Here is a 990-nt window from a genome sequence, read left to right as displayed (position 1 = left end):
CGAAGCGGGCTCGTCCGATTTCTCTTCCTTGTCCTTCTTCGTCTTTCCGGCCTTCTTCAGCGACCGCGTCAACTTTGCCTTGTACGCCGCCTTCCGACGGTTCTCCGCTCTGGCTTCCGCGTCTTCCTCACGCCATTCATCGACGGCGCMCCGGTCAACAGGTCTWCGACCACCTTGGGATCGAAGACGTGAAACGTGATCCGTCGGGCGCGCCCGTTCAGCCTTACGGTCCGGGTTCCTGCGCTCGGCAGGCGCCCGTCCGCGAGCCAGCGGTGCCGTTCGCTGGSTTTGATAGTCAGGATGTCCTGAATTTCTCGTGGGATGACGGGTAGGTTTTCGACGTCCTCCATTGCCTTTGCGAGGACGGCTGCCGCCGCATGGAACGCGGCCTTCTCCCTAACCGGCATCGCCAGTGTGATATCGCTACCTTCGAGAGCGAGCGACTTCTTCGATGCGGAAGGAAGACGCGCTTGAAGTTCCTGAAGTATGCCTTTCGCGCGCACGGACGACCCTATGGTGGCCGTGGGAGACAGCGTCCATGTTCTGAGGAGCTCTACGTCGTTCTTTTCGTGTTTCGGCATGAGGCGTAGATGGTATCGGCAGCCCTGCACGTCAACGAGTTGAGACAATCCGAGAGAGGCCACGGGACGAGGATATCCCTCGGCGGACTATCCAAGTTCCTCGGCAAGCCCAATCAGAATGCCCTCGGGCCCACGAACGTAGCAGAGCTTGTAGGCGTCCTGATATCGGACGACGTCGCCCACAAGCTGCGCGCCGTGCGTTCGAAGTCTCTCTACCGTCCCATCAACGTCGTCGACAGTGAACATGGCTCGCAGATATCCAAGTGCGTTCACCGGAGCGTTTCGATGATCAGAGATGATTTCGGGCTTTAGGAAGCGCGAAAGTTCGAGGCGGCTGTGTCCGTCCGGCGTGCGCATCATGGCGATTTCGACATGCTGGTCGCCCAGGCCCGTAACACGACCGGCCCAT

Annotated in this window: 1 protein-coding gene and 1 pseudogene; both read right to left on the bottom strand. The window is 60.0% G+C overall.

Annotated features, from left to right (window positions below):
- Positions 1 to 581: pseudogene (locus AB4048_RS28810) on the bottom strand (hypothetical protein); the annotation flags it as partial.
- An 87-nt stretch (positions 582 to 668) separates the two neighbouring features.
- Positions 669 to 990 (bottom strand): VOC family protein (locus AB4048_RS28805; RefSeq protein ID WP_442205352.1); only part of this gene is annotated, 322 nt, incomplete at its 5' end.

This window comes from Rhizobium sp. RAF56, from assembly GCF_052113965.1.
In the GTDB taxonomy this organism is placed as follows: domain Bacteria; phylum Pseudomonadota; class Alphaproteobacteria; order Rhizobiales; family Rhizobiaceae; genus Rhizobium.
The sequence above is the reverse complement of the archived record's forward strand: the minus strand, read 5'-3'. Positions and strand labels throughout refer to the sequence as shown.